The organism is uncultured Abiotrophia sp. (assembly GCF_938010525.1).
GTDB lineage: Bacteria > Bacillota > Bacilli > Lactobacillales > Aerococcaceae > Abiotrophia.
The window spans coordinates 154,038-174,626 of sequence record NZ_CALLVK010000022.1; the positions used below are offsets into that span (position 1 = coordinate 154,038).

The window sequence follows — 20,589 nt, forward strand, 5'->3', positions numbered from 1 at the left end:
TCCTATAAATCGGTATCTTTGAGGCGGATGTCGCCTGATACGGTGTTAATTTCTAAATGAACAGGTCTTTCTTGGTTGGTCATCAGCCGTTGGAATTCTAGGCTGTGATGACGGTGAGTTTCCACGTCTAGGTGGCCGATACGGTGTTCCACGTCGCCTGAGCTAGATTGGGCACTGCCTTCTAGGCTTAAGTTGGCCGGAATAGCGATTTTTACATCGCCACTTACCGTGCTGACCTTCATAGAAGCGGGCGTCTCATCGCGTTTGGTTAAGAGCAAGTCGCCACTAATCAGGCTGGCCGCTACATCGCCAATAGCACCTACCACACGGCAGTCGCCGTTAGTTGTCTCTAGGTTGAGGCGTTTAACCTCTGCTAGGCGGTAGTCTAGATCCCCATTGGTTGAATGGTAGTCTAATAAGTCTGCTGTCACATCGGACAGATCGACATCCCCATTGACAGTCGTCAGATAGATTTCCTTAGCTTGGATACCGTCTAGTTCGATATCCCCTTGGGTGGTCTCAATCCGAACGGTCTCTAGGTCTTGGTCTGGCAGGGTCACTTCAATATCCGCTGACATGTGGTCGTCGGTTACTTGCAAGAGCAAGCTGCCGTCGTCTAGGGAGAGGATACTGTGGGCTTGGAAATCTTCTAGGTTAGGATTTGGAATCTTGCCGAAGAAGCTTGCCTTGACATTGACTGAAACTTGATCTACATGGGCGCGAGTTACTGTGACATCGCCTCGTGATAACTTAAAGTCTAACACCTTTAGGTCCTTAGCGTCAAAGTTAAAGGTATGCTCCCATTCATTGCCCAAACGGCCGTAGGCTCTCACACCTACGCGAATGCCTTCACGCGCCGCCTTAAAGGCTGTGCTCACCACCTGACCAATGACACGGCCTAAGCGGTTGGCTTCGTTATCGATACGTTGGCCGGCGCGGTCGGCTTTCTGACCGAATTGATCCGCTGCCCGACTGACGTGGTCTGCTGCCCGTTGGCCGCCTTCATTGACTTGCCGAACGAAGTCGTTGAGTCGTTGGCTGAAAGGCTCTGAAGTAGGACTTGCTGGCTTGTAGGCCTTGAGTTCTTCTTGGAGTTGGTCAATCTTTTGGCCTCGCTCCAGAACTTCTGCTGCCACTTGGTCTTTTTGGGCTTGGAGCTCTTCGCTGAGCTCGTCTAATTCTGCTAGAATCTCGAACTCTCTTAGGCGTTGCTTAGCGATTAGAAGGGCTTGACCTTCTTTTTCTAAGCTAGCTTCTAATTCTTGGCGCTTGGCCGCCGCTGCTTCTTCCTCTTCTTGGCTGATGGAAGCTTCTGGTTGAGAGGCTTCGGGGGCTGGCTCTGCTGGCTTGCTGGCTTCTTGCTTATCTTCTGGCTTATCATCAAGACTTTGTTGGACGCTATAGATAATTTCTTGGCCAAATTTGAGGCTCTTGTCGATGGCTTCTTGGACGGTAGCCTTGAGTTGTTCTGGGTCGAAGCCCGCCTTCTTGTCCTGCTCAGGCTCTTGGTCAGCTGGCGCTTCTTGCTTGCTTGGAGCTTCCTGGTCCGTCACTTGGGCTTGATCTTGAGCGTCGGCTGGCTCCTCTGCTTGGTCAGCTGATTTTGCTTGGGCCGAAGCCTCGAGGAGGCGAAGGGCTTCATCCATGGTAATGACTTGTTGTTTGACTAATTCAATGATTCTTTCTTTCTCATTCATATCTCTCACTCCTTAAATGAGGGCTTGTTTCTTAACTACACCCTTATTATGCCAGTTTTCCACTCGTTTGACATAGGGCCTAGGACCGATATTTGCTCGGACCTAGGGATGAAAAGAGCGGCTGACAGTTCTCAGCCGCTTTAAGCGCATGACTTATTCTAAGTTATAAGGAAAAATATAAATTATTATATATTGAAGATATGACGAGCCCGCCAAGAAAAAGCCTATTAAATCAGGCTTTTCCAACCAAAAGACGAACGTTCTTGTGAAATTCGCCTGACTTTGTGAAAAGCGGCTAAGTAAGACCGTAAAAATCATGGCGCTAAACCCTATTTATTAGTGTAACACTAATAAATAGGGAAGAGTAGATAAACAAATAAGACTGGGACAAATGTCCCAGTCTTATTTTATTTTTTCAATAATGGTTTGAGGTACTGGCCGGTGAAGGAGCCCTTGACTTTGGCTACTTCTTCCGGTGTCCCGGTGGCGATAATCTGACCACCGCGAACCCCACCTTCTGGCCCAAGGTCGATGACATAGTCGGCGGTCTTAATGACATCCAGATTATGTTCAATGACCACTACGGTATTGCCGGATTGGACTAGGCGGTCGATGACCTCTAGCAACTTGCGGATGTCGTGGGCGTGAAGCCCGGTCGTTGGTTCATCCAAGACATAGAAGGTGTTACCGGTCGAAACCCGCTGCAATTCGGCAGCCAACTTCATGCGTTGAGCTTCCCCACCTGACAGGGTAGTAGCAGACTGACCCAGGCTAATGTAGCCTAAACCAACATCTAGCAAGGTTTGGAGTTTGCGCTTAATCTTCGGAATCGCGGCGAAGAATTCCACCGCTTCTTCAACGGTTAGGTCTAGCACTTCGGTGATATTAAGGCCCTTGTACTTGATTTCCAAGGTTTCAGAGTTATAGCGACGGCCACCACAGACCTCACAAGGCACATAGACGTCTGGCAGGAAGTGCATCTCAATCTTGTTAATCCCGCCGCCGGCACAGGCTTCACAACGCCCGCCCTTGATATTGAAGCTGAAACGCCCCTTGTTATAACCGCGCAACTTAGCTTCATTGGTCTGGGCAAAGAGATCCCGTATATCGTCGAAGACCCCCGTATAGGTAGCCGGGTTACTACGTGGCGTCCGGCCAATCGGACTCTGGTCAATGTCGATGATCTTGTCTAAACTTTCGTAACCCTTGATCGACTTGAACTTACCTGGACGGGTCTTAGCCTTAGTCAGCTCCTTGAGCAAAGCTTGCTTAAGGATGGCGTTGACCAAACTGGATTTACCTGAACCCGAAACCCCCGTCACTGCGACAAAACGGCCTAAGGGGAATTTGGCGGTAACATTCTGCAGGTTATTTTCGCTAGCTCCCGTAACGGTTACCCAACCCTTGTCTTCCTGACGACGGCTGGCTGGCAAGGCGATTTTCTCCTGACCTGACAGGTATTTACCCGTTAAGGAATTAGGGTTCTTCATGACCTCTTCCGGCGTCCCACATGCCACCACTTGGCCACCGTGCTCGCCGGCACCCGGCCCAATATCTATAATATAGTCGGCCGTCATCATGGTTTCTTCGTCGTGTTCCACCACAATTAGGGTGTTGCCCAAGTCCCGCATCTGAGTCAGAGACTGAATCAGACGGGAGTTATCGCGTTGGTGGAGGCCGATAGACGGTTCATCCAAGATATAGAGGACCCCGCTGAGGTTGGAACCAATTTGGGTAGCCAGACGAATACGTTGCGCTTCCCCACCTGACAAGGAACCGGCCACCCGGCTTAGGGTCAAGTAATCCAACCCCACATTATTGAGGAAGGTCAAGCGATCGGTCACTTCCTTGATAATGGGCTTGGCAATGACTTCATCTGCCGGGCCAAAGGTCAAGCTCTTGAAGTGAGCCAAGGCATCACTAATAGACAATTCGGTGGCCTGGGCGATATTGAGGTCCCCTACCCGAACTGATAAGGCCGTTGGGTTGAGACGTTGGCCCTGGCAGGCTGGGCAGATATGCTCGACCATGTATTGGCGCATGACTTCCTTGGTATAGTCGGAACCTGTATCGTTGTAGCGGCGCTCCATATTGGTAATGACCCCTTCGAAGACCGTATCGACCGTCCTCGTACCGGTGCCCGACATTGGGGTGTAGGTGAATTTGAAGCTGCGACCGTCTTTGACCCCATACTTAAGGTCTGCTTGCTGGGACTTTTTGAGCTTCTTATAAGGAACATCCATGGGAATCCCTTCCTGTTCACAGAATTGGCGCATCATGGACATATAGTAGTTGGAACTGATCGGATTCCAGGCGACAAAGGCTCCTTCTTCCAAGGTGAGATTTTCATCGGGAATAGCCAAGGCTTCGTCCACTACTAGACGGGAACCCAACCCATCACAGCTTGAGCAGGCACCAAAAGGCGCATTGAAGGAGAAGAGACGAGGCTCCAACTCGCCCATCTGGAAGTCGCCGTGCGGGCAGGCAAAGTGTTCATTGAAACGTAATTCCTGACCATCAATGACATCGATGATGACATAACCTTCAGATAGTTTGAGGGCGGTCTCCATAGAATCGAAGAGGCGGGAGCGAACGCCATCCTTGATGACGACCCGGTCCACCACGACGTCGATATTATGCTTGTTATTCTTAGCTAGTTCAGGCACTTCGGTGACATCATAAATCTGACCATCCACTCGCACCCGGACAAAACCGTCCTTATTAATCTTCTCCAGGGTCTTCTGATGCTGGCCTTTTTGATTACGAATCAGAGGGGACAGAATTTGGATACGTGTACGCTCAGGTAGGTCTAAGACCTGGTTGACCATCTGCTCAACAGATTGACGTTGAATGGGAATATGGTGATGGGGACAGTAAGGTACCCCCACACGAGCATAGAGCAAACGCAGGTAGTCGTTAATTTCCGTTACGGTTCCGACCGTTGACCGCGGGTTGTGGCTGGTTGTCTTCTGGTCGATGGAAATGGCCGGGCTCAGGCCTTCGATAGAGTCCACATCTGGCTTATCCATTTGTCCTAGGAACTGGCGGGCATAGGCCGACAGGCTCTCCACATAGCGGCGTTGGCCCTCTGCATAGAGGGTGTCAAAGGCCAGGGAGCTCTTGCCTGACCCGGATAGACCCGTCACTACAACTAGCTGGTCACGAGGAATTTCTAGGTTAATATTTTTTAAGTTATGGGACCGTGCCCCTTTGATTACGATTTTATCTTTGGCCATTGTCTTTCTCCTCTGGTTGAATCTTACCTTACCCATTATAGCACACTTAGTCTCCTAGGTGCGAAAATTTGTTCGCAAAAAAAGCGCTCACCCTCAAGGGCTAGCGCACTGCTTGATAACAGAAACATTCTGGCTCGTGGTCATTGACCATGCCGATGGCTTGTAGATAGGAATAGACCGTCACACTGCCTAGGAATTTAAAGTCCCGCTTCTTGAGGTCTTTGGTTATGCGGTCGCTTAGTTCACTTCGGGTTGGCCGCTCCCCTGGGGGCGGAAAGACCACCTGGCCATCCGTAAAGTGCCAGATATAGGTGTCAAAGCTGCCCCATTCGGCCTGCACCTTGAGAAAGGCCTGGGCGTTGGCAATGGTCGCTCGAATCTTGCCCCGATGGCGGATAATGCCCGCGTCCTGGGCTAGGCGATCGACATCCTCTTCCTGATACTGGGCGATACGGTGATAGTCATAGCCTTCCAAGGCACGGGCAAAGTTATCCTCCTTGGATAGGACCAAGCGCCAGGACAAGCCCACATGGAAGGATTCTAGGACTAGCCATTTGAAGAGGTCCAAATCCTGATGCTGGGGCACGCCCCAAACCTGATCATGGTAGGCCTGATAATAATCCGGCATATTGGTGGCCCAGGCGCAACGTTTTTTACTTGCGTCCATGGCCCTTGCCTTTGGCTTGGTCATCCTGGTCTTGGTCATCTTCTAAGGCGCTTGGGTCAAAGGAGAATTGGTCGGTAGGATCGACGAATTCCTTCTCTTCTTCATCTAGGACTAAGCCTAATTTGGCCATGGCAGCCTCCAAGTCTTTATCATTTTTCAATAAGAAATCTTCATCTTTTAATGCCATAAATCTTCCTCCTTAATTATTCGGTCAGGTCGTGATAGGCCTGATAGACGCTTTGTTTTTTCAGTCCGTAAGTCTTGGCCACTTGTTTAATAGCTTGCATGGCATTGAGCCCTTCTTGAGCCATGAGGTCTTGGACCAAGGCCTTGAGATCCGTCTCTGCGGTCAGCTCAGGTCCCGTCTCGACCTTGCCCCCGCCAGCTACCAAGAGGACACATTCGCCCTTGATTTCCTGGTCAGCTAGGCCCATGAGCACTTGATGTACACTACCCCGAATATAGGTCTCATAACGCTTGGTCAGCTCCCGAGCTATGACCACGGCCCGGTCCGGCCCCAATTCCTGGCGAACGGCCTGCAAAGCCTGCTTGATTCGGTGGGGCGACTCGTAGAAAATGGCCGTTGCCTCCTGGCCTGCCACTAGGTCTAAGACAGCGACCTGGCCTTTCTTATCCCTTGGGAAGAAGCCGTAATAGGTGAAGGTCTGGCAGGATAAGCCCGAAGCAATCAAGGCCGTCAGGGCTGCATTGGCGCCCGGCAGAGCCACCACTGCTAGTCCCTGGCTAAGAGCGGCATCCACCAAGGGATGACCCGGGTCATTAATCAGAGGCATGCCGGCATCTGATACCAAGGCCAAATCCTGACCTTGCGCCAAACGTTCTAACAAGGGCTGGAGACGGTCGGCCTGGCTATGCTCATGGAAGCTCTGCATAGGCGTCTCAATCTCAAAATGGTTTAAGAGTTTAATGGTGTTGCGGGTATCTTCCGCCAGAATCAAATCCGCTTCCTTGAGGTGGCGAATGGCCCGGAAGGTCATGTCTTCTAAGTTACCGATAGGCGTTGGCACCAAGTAGAGGGTGCCCCCCGCCCGGGACTCAAAGCTCCGTTGTTCCATCTTGCACCTCCAAGGGAATAATTAAGGGTTGGCTGGCCGATAAGGACGTCAAGCCATGGCGGAAGAGATAGTCTTCTTTCTGGGCCCGGGTCAGTCGCTTAAATCGCGCCTCCGCCCGCATGGCCAGAGACCTACTAGGCCGCTCTTCAGCATAGAGCAGGCGAACCGGCCGGCGCTTGGCCTGTTGGGTATATTTGGCGCCCTTGCCAGCATTATGACTGGCAGTCCGCGCCTCTAAGTCCACCGTATAGCCGGTATAGAGAGTATGGTCTGCGCAGTAGAGCACATAGAAAAAATACTGTTTAGTCGCCATAATAAATTGCCTTCATTTCTGGGGTATATTGCTGATTAGGCCCATAAATGACAATCGGCGGCTCCACCTTCAAGCCTTGGCGTCCCCCTGCGTAAATGGCTTCGACCAGCACCACCTTGGCCACCTGGTCGGCCTTGCCATAGGCAAATTGCAGGCGATGAACACTGAAGCCCACCCCTAGCAAGGTCTCCATCAAGTCATCTAGGCGATCTGGCCGATAGACACAGAAGAGCTTGCCCCGGGTCTTGAGCTGGCGCTTGGCCTGGGCCACCCATTGCTCCAAGGTTAGATAGACCTCATGCCGGGCAATGGCATGGGAGGTCAGGTGGTGTTGGGTCTGTTTGTTAGTGACCGAGAAATAAGGGGGATTGCAAGTCACAACATCATAGAGGGGACGCGCCGCCTCCATGCTTTTGACATCCCCTTGGCGAAAAGTCAGCCGGTCCGTCAAATCATTGAGCTGGCAAGAGCGCTGGGCCATATCGACTAGGGCCTCTTGCAGTTCAATGGCATCTATGTGACCGGCTGTTTTGGCACTGAGTAGGAAGGGAATGACCCCTGTCCCACTACAGAGATCCAGAATTCTGGCCGTCTGGCGTCGTGGTACCTTGGCAAAATGGGCCAAGAGAATGGCATCGACTGAGAAGGCAAAGTAGTCTGGATTTTGAATAATCGACAAGTTCTCGCGAGCGAGATAGTCTAGGCGCTCGCCGGGCTTAAGTAAGTCAGTCGCGTCTGTCATAGGGACCTCCTAGTGGTTGTCTCGCTGGAAACTATCCAGGAGATTCTGACAGAAAATACACTCTTCCCCTGGCTCTCGCTTCATCCCATAGAAGGTATGGCAGATATGGATGCCTTCCTGGTAGAAGGTCTGCAGGCGCTCGCGCCCCGCCTGTTGCCGTTTGGCTGGCGCCACTTGACTGGTCTCCTCCTGATGCTTGTCTTCTTGCTCTGGAGGCAAATCCGTCAGGGGCGGGCTGGCTTCGCTGACGACCGATGCTAACTGGGCATTGGCCATGCGAAGACGGTTATTTTCATGGGAAAGTTCTGTTACCTGGTGCTTGAGTTGCGCCATGGTATCACTTAATTGGCTAAACTGACTGTCCATTAGGGCCAGAATCTGGGTCAAGTTTGACTCATCCATTAGCACAACATCCTTTCATTATCAATAAGAGTGAATTGGCTTGCTTAGCGCCCCGCCTTAAAGCGTAAGACGCACTGCTCTAAAGCCAAGTGGGGAGACACATTAGCCAAAATCCGCTGCTTAGCCTCTAGCAAGTGCTGATTAAGCCGCAGGAGGTCAGCCTGGCTAGGCAGGCCTTGTTTGGCCAATTCGGTCAAGAAATGCTCTTGGAAATCATAGGCTGCTGCCTTGGTTAAGAGCTGATGGGTCAGACGCAGGCAATAATCCGCCAGGTCCAAGCCACCCTGCTGGGTCAGGTCTCCTTTGAGTCGAGTCTGTAAAGCAACAAAGGCCATAGGGTCGCCCAGCACTAGCTGGCGATACCAGCCGTTCCAGGTCTTGATAGCCTGCTCAAACTGGGTCGCCTCATAGTCGCTCGTCCAGCGGGCCACCGTTTCCTCTCTGAAGCCCGCCAGAATCTGGGCGTGAACGGGCAAGACGCCGTGAGCCTCCCAGTCCGCTGCCTGGGCTTGGCGGTCTGGCACCTCCAGATGCAGGACTTGAACCCGTGACAAAATAGTCGGCAGGAGCAAGTTAGCACTTGGACTCCAGAGGAAGAGATAAACATTGTCCACCGGCTCCTCCAAGACGGTCAAGAGGGCATTGGCCGAAGAGGCATTGAGGCGCTCGGCCTGCTCAATAATAGCAAACTTACCACGCCCTTCTAGCGGGCTCTGCCCCAACCATTCCTTGAGCTCGCGGACCTGGTCGACCTTGAGGGTCTGGCCTTGAGCCTCTAAGTAATAGACATCTGCGTACTGATTATCGGCAATCCGTTGGCGGATGGTCGCTGGGTTGCCAGCACTATCCCTAGAGAAATAATCTTGGGCTAGGGCCGTCATGACGGCTCGCTTGCTAGTCATGTCCCCACCTGTCAGCAGGTAGGCATGGGCTAGGTGGCCTTCCTGAACCTGCTGGGCAAAATAAGCCTTGAGGGCTTCGACGCTATAGGTAGCCATGCCAGTCGCCGCCTAGAATTGGTGGAAGCTTTCGATTGGCAAGACGAAGACGGTTGCGCCCCCTACTTCAACTTTAACAGGTAGGTTAACAGCTGAGTCTAGCCCCATATCCAAGTGGAGCGGAGCGCTGACATATTGCTCACGCGCCTTAGAACATTGGTCAATAATTTTCAAGACTTCCTCAATCCGTTCTTCCTCAATCCCAATCATAAAGGTGGTATTACCGGCCCGTAAGAAACTACCGGTGGTAGATAACTTGGTGGCACGGACATTGGCATCATAGAAAGCGCGACTCAATTCGTTTTGGTCTTGATCTTGAACAATGGCAATAATTAATTTCATCATGATACTCCTTCTCCTCTCTGTCTCTAGAGGGCATGTTGATGTAGAACGTCAATACAAGCAGCCACGACCTGGTCTAGTGGCGCTTGGCCGTCAATGACCTTAATGCGCTCTGGCGAGGCTTGGGCCAAATCTAGAAAGGCCTGGCGGACCCGGTTATGGAAGTCCAGGGATTCTTGGTCTAGGCGATCATACTGGCGCTGACCGCGGGCCTGATGAATGCGGGCTAGGCCCACCTCAGCTGGCACATCGATTAAGAGGGTCAGAGCCGGCAGTTGGTCTTCTACCGCAAATTGGTTAATGGACCAGATTAGATCCACTGGAATGTCGCGAGCCATACCTTGGTAAGCCAAGGACGAATCCACGAAGCGGTCGCAGAGGACGATTTTGCCTTGACGCAAGGCCGGTAGAATCACTTCGACCAAGTGTTGGCGACGGGCTGCCGCAAACAAGAGGGCCTCTGTCCGTGGGTCCATGGCAGTGTGATCCACATCTAGAATGACCCGTCTAATCTCTTCCGCAATGGGCACGCCCCCCGGCTCACGAGTGGTCAGGACTTGATGGCCCTGGCCCTCTAAATAGGCGGTCAACTCCGCAATCACACTGCTCTTGCCGGCCCCATCAGGACCTTCAAGGGTTATAAACTTTCCTGGAAACATGCCTTCTCCTCACTTTGTCTTTCCACTATAATTCACGTCGCCCTTCAATGGCCCGGAAGAGGGTCATCTCATCGGCGTATTCAATGTCACTGCCTACCGCCAAACCATGAGCTAGGCGGGTTACCTTAATGCCAGCTGGTTTAAGCAAGCGGGCCAAGTACATGGCAGTCGCTTCCCCTTCAGCCGTGGCATTGGTGGCCACAATGACTTCTTCAATCTCCGTCTCCTGCAAACGACGCAGGAGCGAGGGAATATTCAAATCTTCTGGCCCCGTTCCTTCCATGGGTGATAAGACCCCGTGAAGGACATGGTAGAGGCCATGATATTCATGCATTCGCTCCATGGACATGACATCCCGGGCATCTTCTACCACTAGGACCGTCTTACTGTCACGACTTTGATCGGAACAGATGACGCAGAGCTCGCTGTCCGTGATATTGCCGCAAGTCGGGCAGAAGCGCAAGTCACGTTTGACTTGAATCAAGGCTTGGGCGAACTCGGTCACGTCGGATTCTTTCATGTCAAGGACATAGAAGGCCAACCGAGCCGCTGTCTTGGCTCCAATACCCGGTAATTTGGTAAAACTATTGATTAACTTCGCGATAGGTGCAGGGTATTGCACTGGGTGGCCACCTCCTTTGATGGTTTATAGGCTAGAAGGGTAGGTTCATGCCTTGGGTGTACTTACCCAGGCGAGATTCCGTTGCTTGGTCTACTTGCTTCAAAGCATCGTTAACTGTTGCAATCACTAGATCTTGTAACATCTCGATATCATCTGGATCTACCAAGTCTGGCGCTAGGTCCAATTCTACCAATTCCTTCTTGCCGTTGACTTTAACCGTTACTAGTTGGTTAAGGTCTTGGGCTTGGAAGATAGTAGCTTCAATGGCCGCTTGCTCCTTGGTCATTTCCTTTTGCATTTTTTGGATTTTTTGCATCATGCCTTGCATGTTGCCCATATTTCCCATTCCACGCATATTTATATCTCCTTTAATGCTTGCTTTATTTTTCGTAATCGATGTCGACCACATCTTGACCAAAGAGGGCCAAGGCTTGGCTGACAACAGGTGGGAGGCTGTCCTGATCTGGTGCCTGTGCGAAGACAGGGTCAACCGTCGGCAAATCCTCCTGGTCCGCTAGTGGCTGAGCGGGCTCTGGCGCTTCCATTGGCAGGCCAAACAAATCGGTGCCTGGCTCACTTGCCTCTGGCGCCTCTGGCAAGTCCTTCATGACTTGCTCTAGGCTTTGGAAGTCGTCTGACTGTGGCTTGGCTTGTTCAGCTTCTATAGACTCTGATTCAGGGGCTAGCCTAATAGGTTCTGCCACGGCACCAATTTTGATTGGGCCGCCCGCTTGGTCATAGAGGACCTTATAGGTCTGGCGCACCTGACTCCATTCACTCTGTAAGACAAAGGCCAAGGCGACTGGCCGGTCAAAGTGGCGGGCCAGTTGGCGACTTAGTTCTTGGACCAAGTCCGCATCTTGTTGGACCCGACCACAGAAATCCTGGCTCTTGAAGGATAAGAGAATGCGTTCAGGACCTGCTGCCTGTACCTCTGCTCCCGTCAAGCGCACGCGGTCTTGTGGTGGCAAGGATTCTAGCCAAGCAGCCCAGCCACTTTTGAGCTGGCTGACATCTTGACGTGTGGCCTCATTGAGGACGGCATAGACGGCATCCGTGTCCAAACGATAGGCTTGACGCTGTCCAGCAGGACGCTCGCGCGGTACCCGTGGTTGGTCATCCACTGCTGGCGCTTGCAGGCTAGGAGCTGCTACTTGAGCAGGTGCGCCTGCCCGCAACTGGGCTTCCAGTTGGCTGACCTTGGCCTCTAGGGCTTGCACCTGACGCACAAGGTCGGCTAGGGCACCCGACTCAGGACCAGCAGCTACCGGCTGATTGGCGACCTCTTGGGCCAATTCAATAGTGGCTACTTCTACGAAGAGGTCGGCTTGCGTAGCAAAACGCATTTGGTTTAAGGCCTGATTAAGTCTTTCAATCAGACTGTAATAGAAGCGGTTGTCCCCAGCTTGACGCAAAGGCTTGAGCTCTGCTTGGGTCAAGAGGGTGAAGTTGTCTTTGGAATTCAAGGTCAACAAGAGGTCCCGGCAGAAGAGGATTAACTCTTCCACGAAGCGATTGGCCTGCTTGCCTTCTTGAAGACTGGCCTGCAAAATACTCAAGGCCTTAGGCCCATCGTGGGCTTGCAGGGCAGTCAGATAATCGATATAGACCAGCTGAGACAAGGACCCTGTCACTTCCAAGGCCGATTGAACAGTCACCGCTGAACGGTTATAGGATAGGGCTTGGTCCAGCAAACTCAGGCTATCCCGCATCCCACCATTGGCTGCCCGCGCAATCACTGCCAGGGCTTCGGCTTCAAAGTCAATCCCATCTTGTTCCAGAATATACTGCATGCGGCCGACTAAATCAGCCTGACTAATCCGCCCAAAGTCGAAGCGTTGAGTCCGCGAGATAATAGTGGCGGGAATCTTATGCGGTTCCGTTGTCGCTAGGATGAAAAGAACCTGAGCCGGTGGCTCTTCCAGGGTTTTGAGCAGAGCATTAAAGGCTCCGGTGGTCAGCATATGGACCTCGTCGATGATATAGACCTTGTAGGTCGCTTGACTCGGCGCATAGCGCACCTTATCCCTTAGGTCGCGGATTTCCTCGACCCCGTTGTTGGAAGCCGCGTCAATTTCAATGACGTCGCTCAATTGGCCAGCTGTAATGGCCTGGCAAAGTTCACACTGGTTGCAGGGATTGCCATCCGTCTGATGTGGGCAGTTGACCGCCTTGGCCAGAATTTTGGCTGCAGAGGTCTTCCCTGTTCCCCGTGGCCCGGTGAACAAATAGGCGTGACTTAATTGCTGGTTCTTGACCGCATTTTTTAGGGTTTCGGCAATTAGGGGTTGCCCCACTAACTCGTCAAAACTTTGGGGCCGCCAGACCCGATATAAGGCTTGATAACTCATTGTCCACCCTCCTTTTTGGGCACAGATATTTCCCATCTATTATAGCATAAGTAGCCCTTGATTCGCTAGGCATGGCCCTGGAAAATCAAGGCGACTTGCTTAAATCTGCCTAGCACTAAAACTCCTTCCCCTATTTATCTATTCTATAGATAAATAGGGTTGAAGTTAACAAATCTACGGTTATTTTTCTTAACATATTTTCAAATCTAGCTCTTTATGGGTCCCTTACCCAGAGATAGCTTCTTCGATTCTGGCAAACAAAAAAGCTGGGATTTTCATCCCAGCCATAGGTTCTAGAGCCATTCATTATACCGTTTAATATAAGCCGATTTCACTACTGTCACCAAGGCCATGTAGGCTACAATAATCAGTAGTAGGGCTAAAAAGTACGGCGCATTCAGTGGTGCCAACTTAAGTGCTCCAGCTAATGGCGTATAAGGTAAGATGGTTACGGCGAAAACTGCGAAAAGTGAGGTTACCACTAAGGAGAAAGCTGGTAGAGACTGCACAAAAGGCAATTTTGGTGAGCGCAACATATAGATAACCATAGTTTGTGACCACATGGACTGGATGAACCAACCTGTTTGGAATACCATGAGGAAGTAGGCTGGATTAACCGACTCAAAATAGCTTGTTCCCGTAATCATGGGCCCAATCAGGAAGAACATCACCATAAAGGTAATGATATCAAAGAGAGAAGAAGTTGGCCCCATCCACGCCATAAAGCGTGTAATGGATTTTGCTGACCATGCCCGTGGCTCCCTGAGAAATTCAGGATCTACATTGTCAAAAGGTAAGGCAATACAAGATAAGTCATAGACCAGATTGAGTACAATCAGATGCACAGGTGCCATCGGTAAGAATGGCAGGAATACAGACGCAAACAAGAGAGAGAAGATATTACCAAAGTTGGAGCTGACCGTCATCTTGATATATTTGGTCATGTTGGCATAGACCTTACGCCCTTCAATCAAGCCCTTCTCTAAGACTAAGAGGTCCTTGTCTAATAGGATAACATCGGCCACTTCCTTGGCAATATCAACCGCTGTATCTACTGAAATACCCACATCTGACACACGTAAAGATGGCGCATCATTAATGCCATCCCCCATATAACCGACCTTGTGGCCCTTAGCTTTGAGCAAGCGGATAATGCGGGCCTTTTGGTCCGGTGATAGTTTCGCGAAGATTGTAATATCTTCGACAAGTTCACCCAATACCTCATCGGTCATCGTGTCAATTTCTGTCCCTAGCAGAATATGATTAACATCTAGTCCAACCTTTTCACAGACTGTCCGGGCAACCTTCTCGTTGTCCCCAGTCAGAATCTTAGTTGCCACGCCATGCTCGCGTAAAGCTTGGATAGCTGGAGCTGCCGAAGGCTTAGGTGGGTCTAGGAAGGCTAGGTAACCCATAAGAATCATGTCCGATTCATCTTCAACTGTGAAGGCATGGTCAGGATTGTCATAATTCTTGTAGCAGACCCCTAGAACACGTAACCCTTGGTCATTAAGATCACTCACGGCTTGTAGGACATTAGCACGAATCTCATCCGTCAGCGCTATAATCTGACCTTCATCTTGGACATAATTGGAAATTGACAGCATCTCTTCTAAGGCACCTTTGGTCACCATGCGGACTTGGCTTCCTTCTTGAACAATGACACTCATGCGACGACGTTCAAAGTCAAAGGGAAGTTCGTCAATTTTTTTGTAACGACTGGCTAGGTCCCGTAGGTCCTCGTGTTCGACGGCTTCTTTCTCTGTTCGCCCAATAATGGCCCGATCCAGAAGATTCTTAAGCCCTGTCTGGAAGTAGGAATTAAGATAGGCAACCTTAAGAACACCTAGGTCTAACTGCGCACGAATGTCCAAGGGATACTCTAGGATAATTTCGTCCTGAGTTAGTGTACCGGTCTTGTCTGTACAGAGAATGTCAATGGCGCCTAAATCCTGAATGGCGTTCAACTTCTTAATCACGACTTTTTCTTTGGCCATGATGACGGAGCCTTTGGCTAGACTGGCCGTGATAATCATCGGGAGCATCTCGGGTGTCAACCCAACCGCTACACTTAGGGCAAAGACCCCTGCCTCTAGCCAGTCTGAATCGGTCAGCCCATTAATAACGAAGACCACCGGTACTAAGACTAGCATCAGGCGTATGAGCAACCAAGAGATGCTGTTCATCTCCTTCTCAAAAGAAGTCGGCTCGTCATAGGTGTTCAGCGTCTTCTCAATCCGCCCAATCAAGGTATGGTTCCCAGTCACCAAGACTAAGGCAGTAGCACTACCGCTCACTACGTTGGAGCCCATAAAGACGAGTTGCTCCGCCTCTAATGGACTCTTGTTAGCTTGGCTATCACCGGGTAGGGGGTAAGCCTTCTTTTCGACGGAATCACTTTCACCTGTCAAGCTAGATTGTTGGGCGAAAAAGTCGCGTGATTCTAATAGTAGGACGTCTGCCGGTAGCATGTCACCGGCACTTAATTTAACCAGGTCCCCTACAACCAGTTCATCAATCGGCACCTCACTCTCTTGCCCATCTCGGATGACAGTAGCAGTGTTAACAATCAAGCTGGATAAATTGCTAGCAGCTTGGTCACTCTTGAGCTCTTGGAAGAAGCGAATGGCACCCGATACTATGACTAAAATAATAATGATAATAGGGGTAGTCGGATCTTGCTCACCAGGTTCGGCTAAAATGACATTGGTCACTAGGGAGACTAGGGCAATAATCAGAAGAATGACGGTAAAGGGGTTAATAATGGATTCATAAATTTTTTGCCAGAGAGTAGCCTGGTTGGCTTTGGTAATGACATTCTCGCCATAAGTTTCACGATTGGCTTCAACTTGCTCTGGACTCAAGCCACGGGGAGAGCTCCCTACTTGGGTCAGGAGTTCAGCCGTAGGTTGCATCATCGCTAATTCTAAACGTTCTTTTGCTGTTAACATGGGTTCACCTCTCTAATTTATAGGTTACCCGAATAGCCAAACCAGGGCGTGTTCAGCGCCTAGGTTTCGATATTCAGGTTTTGGCCTCAGTATTGGTTCACTATCGGCATTTGGCATACTGAACACTCCTTTCTTAGTGGAATTTTGCGCAGTAGGCACCAAAAAAGACTTTACCTCGTGATGGCTTAGACCATGACAAGATAAAGTCGTCTCACTTTCTCATTCATCGTCCAAGCTTTAACATCATAGGGCGATGAAATGACGTTAGTCGCCGCCTTCTCGACAGCAACTGCTAACCAACGCGAAGTGTCTCCACTTCTTTGCGGTAGTCATCCGTATCCCTATGGTAGTCTCACCTACCGAATTGCAACTTTAGTATAGCGCCAATATTTGGCTCTGTCAATCAAAAAAATGCCTCCAAATAGGAGGCAGATTGGCCCTAATGGCCACGATGTTTTTCTCGACGTTTGGCCTGCTTAAGGGCAAATTGGCGCGCTTGGTGCTCGCGTTTATTGGCGCTTTTTTGGCGCTTGCCCTTTTGCTGTCGGGTCTCTTGCTGGGCCTTCAAAGCAAGCTGGGCCTTTGTACTGGCTACTGGCGCCTCTATTAAGGCGCGTTTGGCTTGGCGCAAAAGACGTTTTGGATTGAGCCTTTTGTGCGGGTTTAGCTTTGCTTGGTCCACCGCCGGACTCCAAGTCAAGTCTTGCCAGATACGGGGTAGATTGGCCAAGAGCTGAGGATTAGTCGGTTCTTGGCCAAAGGTATATGTCGCCACCCACATGCGCTTGGCCTCGCGCCATTCCAAGCGTCCTAGCCAAAAACTCCCGTCGAAATATACTGTGAGACAGATGCTTTCCGTCATAACAGTCCCCCCTTTTTTGAATTCAAATGAAGGGACAACCCAGGAGGGGCAGGTTACTGCTAGCCAAAGCTAGGACCGGACTACCAACCGATTCATGTGTTTTTATCATTCTACCTTTAGTATACACCGCGCTATAAGAAAAAACCATTATATCATATATGATATAATGGGCAGTTTTATATAGTATTCGATAAATAAAAAAATAAGCACATGGCTTTGTCACTTATAGCTGCTACCTTCCGGTCCTGACTCGATTCATGACGCCGCCATTGCCTACTCTTATTCTAGCAAAAGCTGACTCAAAATGCAAGATGGACAAACTAAAGCTTAATCGCAACTTCTTGACTGGCACGGGCTATGAACTGCTAGTCACTTGGCTCCTTTCCCTATACCCTAATCCAACAAACAAAAAAACAGAGCACCATACAGGACGGTACTCTGGGCTTTGCTAGAATATTCTAGCCTTATCATAAGCGGAAAACGGGATTCGAACCCGCGACCCCCACCTTGGCAAGGTGATGTTCTACCTCTGAACTATTTCCGCGTGGTGCCGGCTAAAGGACTTGAACCCTCGACCCTCTGATTACAAATCAGATGCTCTACCAACTGAGCTAAGCCGGCTATGAGTGATACAGGGCTCGAACCTGTGACCCTCTGATTAAAAGTCAGATGCTCTACCAACTGAGCTAATGACTCTTGTAACGACTCATATATCATAGCTTAGATTTACTTTTTAGTCAAGTCATAGCCTAAATTTTTTCAGATTTTTTGCTGACTTTTAGTGTTTCATTCCATTTTCAGTCTATATAGTATATAAGGAGGTGCTCTATATGCTATTTATCTTAGCCTTTTGTTTGGGGGCTTGCCTAGGTTCTTTCGTGCCATGTTTGGCCCACCAACTGGTTTTTGACCATTTTGATTGGCGGGCTCGTTCCTCTTGCGATTATTGCCATCATCCTCTCTCCTGGAAAGAGCTCATCCCCCTGATTTCCCAAGCCCGCCTCCATTCCCGTTGCCCTTACTGTCACCAAGTCATCTCCTCGATTTACTGGCAAAGCGAGTTGGTGGGAGGCAGCTTAGCTATGGGCGTCGTCTTGATGGCATCTTATCAGGCCTGGTCTCCTACTCGAATCTGCTTATATAGTATCTTACTCGTCTTGCTTGCTGTGATGGCTGCTTGCGATCTCTGGGCTTACTGGGTGCCGGATATCTTACAACTTGCTTGCCTGCCCTTCAGTTTCTTTCTTGCCTTTTACCAAACTTGGGATGGATGGAAGATGCTAGTGATTGTCCTTGCCTTGGGCTTTCTCGTCTTACTCCAAATTTTGCATCCCCATTGGCTTGGCGGAGCTGATATCAAATTACTGGGTCTGCTCTGGCTGGCTCTTCCACTCAGGGCGCTAGCTTGGCTCTTGGGACTGGCAGCCGGGCTTGGTCTTTTGATGGTTGGCAGTCGGCCTAGGCGTTGGCACCAACCTATTCCCTTTGTCCCAGCCATTGCCCTCGCCTACTATCTAGTCTTAGCCATTTTACCCTGGCTCACATAAAAAAACCAAGCTGTACTGAAGACAGCTTGGTTAGATGAGTCTTAACGTTGTTGATAGAGACTACGAGCGATAAAGGCCACATAGTGCAAGGTTCCTACCTCGTTGTGATGGACACCATCCGACACATACCATTCCGGATGTCCCACTTGATAGGCTTGCCAATCAATTACATGGGCATTTGGATAGCGACGGGCAGTGTCTTTAATATAGCTATTCACTTCCGTGTCCTCACCATCGGCATTATGGACCGTTACGAAATAGACTTCTCTACCCTGTAAAATCGCCATAAGCTGATCCATGGAATCAGTATCTAAGCCCCCGTTAACTCCAAGTTGGATGACCACTTTAGGTTTAACGAGACCTGACCAGACACGGTCCTGTAGAATTTCTTGCGCTCCGTTATAGACTGACAGGCTGACCTTGCCGTAGGTATTGCCTTGCCAGAAGATATCAGAGAAAGTCGATGAGTTAAGCAAGGCCACCGAGTCACCAAAGAGCGATACTTCTTGAGTGGTCGCATAGATGACTTCAACTGGTGACAGCATAGCCACAAGCTCCGGATTAAGGGCGGCGGCTTGCTCTAAGACTTCCTTGTTCTCCTCAAAAAAGGCTTGCATTTCGGCATTAACCTGACTGGCTTTAATGGCCTTATCAAGGATGGTTTGGTGAGACTGTGGCGTTACATAGTCGGTTTTAAAGGTCGTGTCCACTGCCTTGAGATCGGTCTGTAGGGCATCCATAGCTTCAGTCCCAGGATAAACGGCTTTTTGAACATGGGTCTTGTTAGTAAAGGCCAAGTACTCCAATTCAAACAAGGCAAAGCGTTGGTAGTCAGCTGCTAGCAAGAGGCCGACTACTAAAACAATGGCTCCCACTAGCCCTAGGCTAGCCTTACGCCAGTCTGGCCAGCGCCAGGCGCCTTGTCTCAAACGCGTCCAGGCGGTCTTAATATGACGACCCCAAGTCCAGACAGGCTGAGGGGCACGGCCTTCAACTAGCCAGTAGAAGATTTCGCTAGCTAGTAGGATAACCACTAGCACTAAGACGGCTGTCCAAGCCGTATGAGGCAGTGCCTTGAGCAGGCCGGTCAAGAGCGGATAGTACCAGAGGTAGAAGGAATAGGAGCGACGACCAAAATGGGTCAAAAAGCCCCAATCAAAGACTAAACGCCCTAGGGTTGCCCCCCCCACTAAGGCCAGCACTAGTAACATGGTCAGGATGTTGAAGGCTGGCAACCAGAGATAGTAGGTAATGCCTGACTGATCTGATGCAGTAAAACTTAGGACTAGCATGAGAGCGATTGACACTAAGGCCAGAATATTGAGCATGACCTGCTTGCGCTGATAGCGATAGCAGGCGTTGAGGAAAATTGGCAATAAGTAAGCCAGGGCAATCCCACCCGCTACACTAGCAAAGCGGGTCACCAAACCATAATAAACCAGAGAGGGGTCCCCTGATGGTTGGTAGAGATAGAAGGTCAATGTGTGGCTGAGACTCATCAGAGCCAGCCAAAAGGCTGCCTTATAGTAGGCCGAAAAGTAGGCTTTCTGGGTCACCCAGATACCAGCCACTCCGACTAGGAAAGACTGGACATAAAGCGAATTATACCAGAGGTGGGTAAACGGCGAGGTCCCAGCCATCTGAATAAAGTAGGAGCGGCCGGCGCTAATCTGGAAGTAATTATTGAAGAAGAAGAGACTAGATAGAATGTCGCTTCGGTCATAACTCAGCTCCCGTCGATCAAAGGCCAGCAGATAGGCCAATAGGATTAAGATAAAGACCAAGAGCGGCCACCAAAGCCGCTGGACTGTTTTTAAGACATAGTTTCTTAGGGCATGTGGCCGATTGCCTTCTTGAATTTTCTCCATGCTTCGCGCAAGGAAGAAGCCCCCTAGGACAAAGAAACTATTGACCCAGAGAAAGCCACCGCTGGTCACGCTCGGAAAGAGGTGATAGCTAATGACCATCAGAATAGCCAAACCCTTTATGCCATTCAGGCCTCGTATATGTTGTCCTTTCATCTTGCCACCTACTTGTACTTGTTATTTTATTATTATAAGGGAAATCTTAGCCCTATACCGTAACAATCAGGTTACGTTCTCTGGGCTTTCCGGCAACAAACGA

General features: G+C 50.3%; 18 protein-coding genes, 3 tRNA genes, 1 other RNA gene and 1 riboswitch. Of the genes, 1 reads left to right on the forward strand and 21 read right to left on the reverse strand.

Features of this window, described 5'->3' with window-relative positions; genetic code table 11:
* Nucleotides 1-2: 2 nt before the first annotated feature.
* From Q0339_RS06815 to Q0339_RS06910, 20 genes are all read right to left on the reverse strand, one after another.
* The gene (locus Q0339_RS06815) at nt 3-1,697 is read right to left on the reverse strand and encodes a DUF4097 family beta strand repeat-containing protein (RefSeq protein ID WP_298078048.1); all 1,695 of its coding nucleotides are present in this window, start codon (nt 1,695-1,697) and stop codon (nt 3-5) included.
* Nucleotides 1,698-2,104: 407 nt separating this feature from the next.
* Nucleotides 2,105-4,933, reverse strand: a complete 2,829-nt coding sequence (uvrA, locus tag Q0339_RS06820) for an excinuclease ABC subunit UvrA (protein ID WP_298078050.1) — start codon at nt 4,931-4,933, stop codon at nt 2,105-2,107.
* 100 nt (nt 4,934-5,033) lie between these two features.
* Nucleotides 5,034-5,624: a DNA-3-methyladenine glycosylase I gene (locus Q0339_RS06825; protein ID WP_298078051.1), complete on the reverse strand. Its 591-nt coding sequence runs from the start codon at nt 5,622-5,624 to the stop codon at nt 5,034-5,036.
* A complete protein-coding gene (locus Q0339_RS06830; protein ID WP_298078052.1) occupies nt 5,587-5,787 on the reverse strand; it encodes a hypothetical protein in 201 nt (66 codons plus the stop codon). The genes Q0339_RS06825 and Q0339_RS06830 overlap by 38 nt, the downstream gene beginning before the upstream one ends.
* A 16-nt stretch (nt 5,788-5,803) precedes the next feature.
* Nucleotides 5,804-6,676 carry a 16S rRNA (cytidine(1402)-2'-O)-methyltransferase gene (gene rsmI, locus Q0339_RS06835; RefSeq protein WP_298078053.1) on the reverse strand — a complete coding sequence of 291 codons (873 nt, stop codon included), beginning with the start codon at nt 6,674-6,676 and terminating at the stop codon, nt 5,804-5,806.
* Nucleotides 6,657-6,989 (reverse strand): GIY-YIG nuclease family protein, encoded by a 333-nt coding sequence (locus Q0339_RS06840; RefSeq protein WP_023391524.1) that lies wholly within the window; start codon nt 6,987-6,989, stop codon nt 6,657-6,659. The genes rsmI and Q0339_RS06840 overlap by 20 nt, the downstream gene beginning before the upstream one ends.
* Nucleotides 6,979-7,731, reverse strand: a complete 753-nt coding sequence (locus Q0339_RS06845; protein WP_298078054.1) for a tRNA1(Val) (adenine(37)-N6)-methyltransferase — start codon at nt 7,729-7,731, stop codon at nt 6,979-6,981. The genes Q0339_RS06840 and Q0339_RS06845 overlap by 11 nt, the downstream gene beginning before the upstream one ends.
* A gap of 9 nt (nt 7,732-7,740) precedes the next feature.
* Nucleotides 7,741-8,133: an initiation control protein YabA gene (locus Q0339_RS06850; protein WP_298078055.1), complete on the reverse strand. Its 393-nt coding sequence runs from the start codon at nt 8,131-8,133 to the stop codon at nt 7,741-7,743.
* Nucleotides 8,134-8,177: 44 nt separating this feature from the next.
* Nucleotides 8,178-9,131, reverse strand: coding sequence for a hypothetical protein (locus Q0339_RS06855; RefSeq protein WP_298078056.1), 954 nt, complete (start codon nt 9,129-9,131; stop codon nt 8,178-8,180).
* Between the two features lie 12 nt (nt 9,132-9,143).
* A complete protein-coding gene (locus Q0339_RS06860) occupies nt 9,144-9,473 on the reverse strand; it encodes a cyclic-di-AMP receptor (protein ID WP_070756422.1) in 330 nt (109 codons plus the stop codon).
* 26 nt (nt 9,474-9,499) lie between these two features.
* A complete protein-coding gene (tmk, locus tag Q0339_RS06865) occupies nt 9,500-10,132 on the reverse strand; it encodes a dTMP kinase (protein ID WP_070756423.1) in 633 nt (210 codons plus the stop codon).
* A 25-nt stretch (nt 10,133-10,157) separates the two neighbouring features.
* Complete coding sequence (recR, locus tag Q0339_RS06870) at nt 10,158-10,754, reverse strand: recombination mediator RecR (RefSeq protein ID WP_070756424.1); 597 nt, start codon at nt 10,752-10,754, stop codon at nt 10,158-10,160.
* 31 nt (nt 10,755-10,785) lie between these two features.
* Nucleotides 10,786-11,109, reverse strand: coding sequence for a YbaB/EbfC family nucleoid-associated protein (locus Q0339_RS06875; RefSeq protein WP_291454407.1), 324 nt, complete (start codon nt 11,107-11,109; stop codon nt 10,786-10,788).
* 25 nt (nt 11,110-11,134) lie between these two features.
* Entirely contained in the window at nt 11,135-13,105 is a 1,971-nt protein-coding gene (dnaX, locus tag Q0339_RS06880; protein WP_298078058.1) for a DNA polymerase III subunit gamma/tau, read from the reverse strand.
* 293 nt (nt 13,106-13,398) lie between these two features.
* Nucleotides 13,399-16,056: a magnesium-translocating P-type ATPase gene (mgtA, locus tag Q0339_RS06885; protein WP_298078059.1), complete on the reverse strand. Its 2,658-nt coding sequence runs from the start codon at nt 16,054-16,056 to the stop codon at nt 13,399-13,401.
* Nucleotides 16,057-16,271: 215 nt separating this feature from the next.
* Nucleotides 16,272-16,427, reverse strand: a riboswitch (M-box (ykoK) riboswitch).
* Nucleotides 16,428-16,495: 68 nt separating this feature from the next.
* A complete protein-coding gene (locus tag Q0339_RS06890; protein WP_298078060.1) occupies nt 16,496-16,918 on the reverse strand; it encodes a YjdF family protein in 423 nt (140 codons plus the stop codon).
* A gap of 193 nt (nt 16,919-17,111) precedes the next feature.
* Nucleotides 17,112-17,201, reverse strand: an RNA gene (gene ffs / locus Q0339_RS06895) — signal recognition particle sRNA small type.
* A 189-nt stretch (nt 17,202-17,390) separates the two neighbouring features.
* Nucleotides 17,391-17,462: transfer RNA gene (locus Q0339_RS06900), tRNA-Gly, on the reverse strand.
* Nucleotide 17,463: 1 nt separating this feature from the next.
* Nucleotides 17,464-17,539, reverse strand: a tRNA-Thr gene (locus tag Q0339_RS06905).
* A gap of 2 nt (nt 17,540-17,541) precedes the next feature.
* Nucleotides 17,542-17,614, reverse strand: a tRNA-Lys gene (locus tag Q0339_RS06910).
* A gap of 134 nt (nt 17,615-17,748) precedes the next feature.
* On the opposite strand from Q0339_RS06910, the gene Q0339_RS06915 reads away from it, so the two are divergent.
* Entirely contained in the window at nt 17,749-18,465 is a 717-nt protein-coding gene (locus Q0339_RS06915; protein WP_298078061.1) for an A24 family peptidase, read from the forward strand.
* A 41-nt stretch (nt 18,466-18,506) separates the two neighbouring features.
* Here the strand turns inward: Q0339_RS06915 and Q0339_RS06920 are convergent, their stop codons facing one another.
* Nucleotides 18,507-20,486 carry an acyltransferase family protein gene (locus Q0339_RS06920; protein ID WP_298078062.1) on the reverse strand — a complete coding sequence of 660 codons (1,980 nt, stop codon included), beginning with the start codon at nt 20,484-20,486 and terminating at the stop codon, nt 18,507-18,509.
* Between the last annotated feature and the right edge of the window lie 103 nt (nt 20,487-20,589).